Genomic DNA, 6,415 nt, shown 5'->3' with positions numbered 1-6,415 from the left:
CCCCGTGGTCTCTGCGGGGCCCCGCGCCCCCGCCCGGGCGCCCCCCCCCCCCCGCGGGGCTCGCACCCCGCCGACGGGGGGGGGGCCCCCGGGGGCGGGGGGGGCCCCGACGCCGGAGCTTTTGGGGAAGCTGCAGGTTAGCGAGTAATAAATGGTGAATGGTGAGCAGTGAGTAGTGAGTAGTGAGTAGTGAGTAGTGAGTTAATCACTACTAATTGCTGCCTACTGAGTTAGTCACTAATAATTAACTAATCCACTAATTAACCATTCACTATTCACTATTCACTATGCAAACCCCTGCGGTGTGTCCTTCACCGAACGGCGTCAAATCGCCTGGCAAGCAGGAAGTCGATAAACACACGCAAGGCCGGTGGAACCTGCCGGGAGCTCGTATGATATAGGTAAAAGCCCGGAAATCTGGGCGACCAGGCTTCGAGAAAGCGGATGAGCTTGCCGGTTTCGATCCACGGCCGAACCTGGTAATCCAGCACGTAAGCCACGCCGATCCCATCCAGGGCCGCCCTGATCATCAGTTCCGTGTCGTTAACAGTCAGACCGCCGTTCACGGCTATTTCGAAAGCGCGCTGGCCTCGCGCGAACTCCCATCGATAGATGTTGCCGCCACCGGGCCACTGGAAATTGATGCATTGGTGATGGTGCAGGTCGGCGGGATGACGGGGCATGGGGTGATCCTCGAGATAGCTGGGCGCCGCCACCGCAGCCATCTCCATCTCGTCGCCGAGTTTCACCGCCACCATGTCCTTATGCAGCCGCTCACCAAGCCTGATTCCGGCATCGAATCGTCCCTCGACAATATCGGTCAGCATGTCGTCGACGATGATGGTGAGGGCAATATCGGGATAGGCACGGCGGAAATCGCCGAGGATGGGCACGATGAAACGCATGGCGGCGATGCGTGGAACATTGATGCGCAGCGAGCCTGCCGGTCGATCGCGTGATGCATGCGCGTCGGCGACAGCCCCTTCCAGTTCGCTGAATGCCGGAGCGAGGCGGGCAAACAGCGTTTCGCCTGCAGCGGTCGGCGACACGCTGCGGGTCGTGCGGTTGAGCAGCCGGACACCGACACGCTCCTCCAGCCCGCGTATCGTCTGGCTAAGCGCCGGCGGCGAAATCCTGAGCCTGGCCGCGGCGCGGACAAAGCTGCCTTCCTCGACGATCGTCGCGAACGCCTTCAGCTCGGAAAACTCGGTCCCTCGCATTATGTACCCCAGACTTAACAAGCCTGTTCGATCATAGGCCATTATCTGAGCAATAGCATGCCCCTAACTTCCACATGGAACCGCCGGTTGATTTGGAACGGCCGTAGCCAGACGAGACAGCTATGTATCATTCGCTTGAAGGCAAATCGCGCTCGTGACCGGCAGTTCGCGCGGCATCGGCCGCGCCATCGCCGAGGGGCTCGCGACACACGGGGCGGCCGTGGTCGTCAATTATGTCGGTAACGAGAAAGCCGCTCAGGAAGCCGTTGCTGCGATCCGCGAGAATGGCGGCAAGGCCGTCGCCATTCAGGCCGATATCTCCAGCGTTTCCGACATAAGCCGGCTTTTCGATGAGACCGAAAAGCAGATGGGGGCGATTGACATCGTTGTCGCCAATGTCGGCGTCGCCGTCATAAAGCCGTTCGTCGAGGCCACCGAAGCCGACTTCGACCACGTCTTCGGCGCCAATGCCAAAGGCACCTTCTTCACGCTTCAGGAAGCGGCGCGCCGCGTGCGCGACGGTGGCCGTATCATCGCGGTTTCCACTGGTGGAACCAAGATGTTCTTCGCCCAGACCGCCCTTTATCTCGGCAGCAAAGGAGCCGTCGAGCAGTTCGTCCGCGTCCTCTCGCGCGAGCTCGGACCGCGCTCCGTCACCGTGAATGCGCTTTCGCCGGGCTTTACCGACACCGACCTGCTCCCAGAGCGGGACCGGGCTGTGGCCGCCGGCATGTCGCCCTTTGGCAGGATCGGAGCGCCGCGCGACGTCGCCGATGTCGCGGTTTTCCTCGCCTCCGACGAGGCCCGCTGGCTGACCGGCGAAAACATCCAGGCCGGCGGCGGCGTGGCCTGACCGACCGCAGCCTATGCCCAAACCCACAAACGTTGTTCAGCGCGACGGCAAAAGCCGAGATCGAGATCGATCTCTGGTTACGGCAACCCGAGAACTATGCCGCCGCACTCAAACTCGTCGCAAAGCCCCGAACCAACGAGTATGACCCCGGAGCGGACGTCCGCCCGATTTCGACCGGGAGAATGATCGCGCTATGTTTGCGAATCCCCAGAGACAGCACTTCGGAACTGGTGCCGCAGAGTAGGCTTATGCACTTTGCCGACCGCGCTGCGGGGCAGAGCTTCCACGAACATCGCCGTGCGCGGAACCTTGTAGCGCGCCAAGGCGGTGGCGCAGTGTGCCAGCAGCTCGGCCTCTGTGACCGCCGCACCATTCTTTCTCACTACGATGGCGCAGCCCACCTCGCCCCAGCGCGAATCGGGCACACCTATCACTGCCGCCTCGGCCACCTCAGGATGGCTGTAGAGAACATTTTCGACTTCGGCTGGATAGACGTTCTCGCCACCGGAGACGTACATGTCCTTCCGGCGATCGACGATCGTGACAAAACCCTCCTCGTCGACCCGCACGGCATCGCCGGTGCGCAACCAGCCGCCCTCGGCGAAGGCGGCGCGCGTCGCTTCCGGCTGGTTCCAATAGCCCGGCGTGACGGCGGGACCACGGACCCAGAGCTCGCCGACCTCGCCCGGGGCGGCATCGCGCGCCGCATCGGCCACCACGCGCACTTCGACGTGCATGACGGGCTTGCCGGCCGAGTCCACCTTGCGCGCAGCATCCGCCGCCTCGAGATTGAGGATCAGCGGACCTGTCTCGGTCATGCCGTAGTTCTGTCTGAGTACTACACCTTTGCGCCGCCAGGTTTCGAGGAGCGGGACGGGAACGGGTGCCGCGCCGACGAAGGCCCCCACGACGTTGGAGAGGTCAGCCGCAGCGAAATCCGCGTGCGCCGCCATGGCCTGGTAATGCGCCGGCACGCCGTGCAGATGCGTCACGCCAAGCATCGGATCGGCCAGCTGCCGCAGCGCCTCGCCGGCATCGAAGCGCCGTGTCACCGCGACAGTGCCGCCGGCATAGAAGGTGGGATTTGCGTAGATGTTGAGGCCAGCCGCGTGAAATAATGGCAGGACGCAGAGCAGCACGGTCTGCGGCGACAGCACGGCCACGCCAATGCAGTTCACTGCATTCCAGAAGTTCATGCCGTGGGTCGCGATGGAGCCCTTGGCCACGCCTGTCGTGCCGGAGGTGTAGAGTATCGTGCAGACGTCGTCATGCATGAGCCGGTGCGGCGCTGCGAGCGGCTGCGCCGCGGCGATGGCGCGCTCGTAGGGGCTCTCCTCAGGACCGCGCAGCAGGCGATGCACGATGCTGTGGCGGCGCGTCAGCTCATCGGCAACACCGGCAAACTCGGGGTCGTAGATGAGCACAGCGGGCGTGCAATCGGCTATGATGGCGTCCAGTTCGGGAAGCGCCAGCCGCCAGTTCAGCGGGACAAAAATGGCGCCGAGACGGAAGCAGGCGAATTGTAGCTCAAACGTGTCGGTCGAATTGTGCGCCAGCAGCGCTACGCGCACGCTGGGCGAGACGGCGCAGGCCTCCTGCAGGTGCCGCGCCAGGGTCGCGATGCGCCGATCAAACATGCGGTAGGTGAGGCGGCGGCCGTCTTCCAGATTTACCGCCGCGAGCGCCTCCGGCCGACGGGCGGCATGATGGGCGATCCAGTCATGGTGGCATGTGGACATTCTGGGCTATGTTGCACATGGGCTTAGGTTCGACAACGTGTCTGCATTTAGCACTTCCGCGACATGGAGGCAGTCGTGAAGAAGAAGCATTTTCAAATCGAAAGCAGACTTCCGTACGCGGCTGGGCCGTGCCGGTTTATGAGTTCACGAACTAACTAATCCGCCATCGTCTCCAGGCTGGCAAACCCCTGCGGCGCGTCGCCTTCGTCGAACGGCGTCGTCACCTCGACGAACGTGTCGGGATAGAAGCCGTTGAACCGTGTCCTCAGCGACAGCGAATAGGCGCCGATATGGCCGATCTCGATCCAATCGCCGGTATCGACCGTTTCCGGCAGCCAAAACGGCCGCGACAGGATGTCGACGGAATCGCAGGTTGCGCCGCAGACCTTGAACGGCACGATGGTCTTCTCCTCGCCATTGCGCGAGCGAATCGCCGGGTCTGGAATGAAGCGCGCCGGCAGCGTGATCTTGCCGGTCCACGAATCCGACAGCGACGCCCAGATGCCGTCATTGATGTAGAGCCGCTTGCCCTTGCGCAGCAGCACGCGAACGATCAGTGACAGGCAACGCGCCACGATCACCCTGCCCGGCTCCGCCACCAGCGGCATCTGGTCGAACTGGTATTCCTTCAAATCGCCGGACAGCCGCGACATGATCTGGCCGAGCGATGGCATCTCGATCTGCTTGCGGTTGGGATCATGGCCGTATTCGGCGGGAAAGCCGCCACCGACGTCGAGCCCGGCAATGTCGAAGCTGACGCGGTTGCGCACCCAGTCGGCCGAGGCCAGCGCCCGCTCATAGGTGTCGGGATCCTCGATCTGGCTGCCGACATGGAAGCACAGGCCGACCTTGTAGCCCGTCCGGTTCAGCCGTTCGGCCAGATCGACGGCATTGGCCGGCCCGGCGCCGAATTTCTTCGACAGTTCGTAGGCGGCCGATCCTTTGGTCTGGATGCGCACGAACACGGTGATCGCACCCGGATCGATATCGAGCGCCCGCACCACGCGGGTCAGCTTGGTGATCTCGTCCTCATGATCGAGCGAGATGACGCGGATGCCGTATTTCTCCAGCGCCAGCTTGATGTCCGACTGTGCCTTGACCGGATGCATGTAGAGCATCTCGGCGTCGGGCGAGACGGCGCGCACGGCGGCGAATTCGCCGGGCGAGGCCACGTCAAAGGCATTGACGCCAGCCTCGGCCAGCGCGTTCAGCACGATCTGCTCGCCGTTGGTCTTGACCGCATAGGCGGTCTTGCCGGGAAACATACCCATGAACTGCTTGGCGTCCGCCTTCAGCACCTGCGGGCGGAAGCAATAGATCGGATCGTCCGGGCGAAGCGCCAGCGCCGCTTCGCGCGCATTTTCGAATCGCTGCATGGACGAATCCCTTGACCTAGACTGCGCACAATTAATCCAACCTATGCGTGAATGAAAACAATTCTATGTCTCGCGGCCCAGACGCTGCGGCGCTACGCCAGATGACAGGCCAGACAACAGGAAAAAGCTAGCCTACCGATCTGGTTTCGGGTGGCCCTTGCCGTCGAACAGGATATGGCCTGAACAGACGCCTGATTGGCTTGGCATTCAGAGCCATCTGGGAGGACGATCCATGGCGATCACAACCACGACTGCAATGCGCGGACCCATGGCCCTGAAAGACTGGGCACAGCTTCTGCTGCTCGGTGCGATCTGGGGTGGCTCGTTCTTCTTTGCCCGCATTGCGGTTGCCGAGATTCCGCCGTTGGTGCTGGTGCAGTTTCGCGTCGCCATTGCGGCGCTGGCACTGCATCTCTATCTCGGCCTGCGCGGTCCGTCCTTCCGCCTCGCCTTGCCGCATGCCGGCCTGTTCTTTCTGCTGGCGCTCGTCAACAACGTCATTCCCTTCTCGCTGATCTTCGCCGGCCAGACTGAGCTTGGTGCCGGTGTCGCCTCGGTGCTCAATTCGACGACGCCGTTCTGGACGCTGGTCCTCGCCAACGCGCTGACATCAGACGAAAAGCTCTCCTGGAACAAGCTTGCCGGGATCGCGCTCGGCATCGTCGGCACGGCGGTGATGATCGGTCCCGGCCTGCTTGCCGGGCTGGGCGGGCCGGTCTGGGCGAAATTCGCGCTGGTCGGCGCGTCGCTGTCCTATGCGGTGGCCCTGATGATTGCCCGCCACTTGAAGGGCGTGCCGTCACCGGTCATCGCCACCGGACAATTAACCGCCTCGACCATCATCATGATCCCGGTCGTGCTGCTTGGCCACGGCACTGCCAACCTGTTTTCGGCCTCGCTGCCGGTCTGGGCAGCGGTGTTGGCGCTGGCCCTGCTGTCCACCGCCTTCGCCTACATTCTCTATTTCAACCTCGTCGCCTCGGCCGGTGCCACCAACGCCTCGCTGGTCACGCTGATCGTGCCGGCCAGCGCCATCCTGCTCGGTTGTCTGTTCCTGGGCGAGCGGCTCGAATTGTTCGAACTCGGCGGCATGGCGCTGATCGCGCTCGGCCTCGTCACCATCGACGGGCGCCTGTTCGGCCGACGTTAATGCATGTCGCCCAAAAGCACGCCCTCGGGCTTGAACCGAGGGTGCGCAGCGCCTTTGCGATAACGCGCAAACGACGC

At 63.1% G+C, this 6,415-nt stretch carries 5 protein-coding genes; 2 read left to right on the top strand and 3 right to left on the bottom strand.

From position 1 onward, the window contains the following. Positions 1-311: 311 nt before the first annotated feature. Positions 312-1,220, bottom strand: coding sequence for a LysR family transcriptional regulator (locus AC0L14_RS14460; RefSeq protein WP_473749926.1), 909 nt, complete (start codon positions 1,218-1,220; stop codon positions 312-314). Positions 1,221-1,374: 154 nt separating this feature from the next. Here AC0L14_RS14460 and AC0L14_RS14455 point away from each other — a divergent pair, with 154 nt between their 5' ends. After that, positions 1,375-2,073, top strand: coding sequence for an SDR family oxidoreductase (locus AC0L14_RS14455; RefSeq protein WP_473749925.1), 699 nt, complete (start codon positions 1,375-1,377; stop codon positions 2,071-2,073). A gap of 191 nt (positions 2,074-2,264) precedes the next feature. On the opposite strand, the gene AC0L14_RS14450 is transcribed toward AC0L14_RS14455, so the two are convergent. Next, the gene (locus tag AC0L14_RS14450; protein ID WP_473526563.1) at positions 2,265-3,812 is read right to left on the bottom strand and encodes an acyl-CoA synthetase; all 1,548 of its coding nucleotides are present in this window, start codon (positions 3,810-3,812) and stop codon (positions 2,265-2,267) included. Positions 3,813-3,967: 155 nt separating this feature from the next. Then, on the bottom strand, positions 3,968-5,188 hold the full coding sequence (locus AC0L14_RS14445; RefSeq protein WP_473749924.1) for an alanine racemase: 1,221 nt from the start codon (positions 5,186-5,188) through the stop codon (positions 3,968-3,970). Between the two features lie 232 nt (positions 5,189-5,420). Between AC0L14_RS14445 and AC0L14_RS14440 the strand changes: the two genes are divergently transcribed. Then, a complete protein-coding gene (locus tag AC0L14_RS14440; RefSeq protein ID WP_473749923.1) occupies positions 5,421-6,338 on the top strand; it encodes a DMT family transporter in 918 nt (305 codons plus the stop codon). Positions 6,339-6,415: the final 77 nt, after the last annotated feature.

It is taken from the genome of Mesorhizobium sp. WSM4841, from assembly GCF_055811515.1.
The sequence above is the reverse complement of the archived record's forward strand: the minus strand, read 5'-3'. Positions and strand labels throughout refer to the sequence as shown.

Coding starts and splice junctions, on each gene's coding strand:
- AC0L14_RS14460 (WP_473749926.1), bottom strand. CDS start 1,220: ATGCGAGGGACCGAGTTTTCCGAGCTGAAGGCGTTCGCGACGATCGTC.
- AC0L14_RS14450 (WP_473526563.1), bottom strand. CDS start 3,812: ATGTCCACATGCCACCATGACTGGATCGCCCATCATGCCGCCCGTCGG.
- AC0L14_RS14445 (WP_473749924.1), bottom strand. CDS start 5,188: ATGCAGCGATTCGAAAATGCGCGCGAAGCGGCGCTGGCGCTTCGCCCG.
- AC0L14_RS14440 (WP_473749923.1), top strand. CDS start 5,421: ATGGCGATCACAACCACGACTGCAATGCGCGGACCCATGGCCCTGAAA.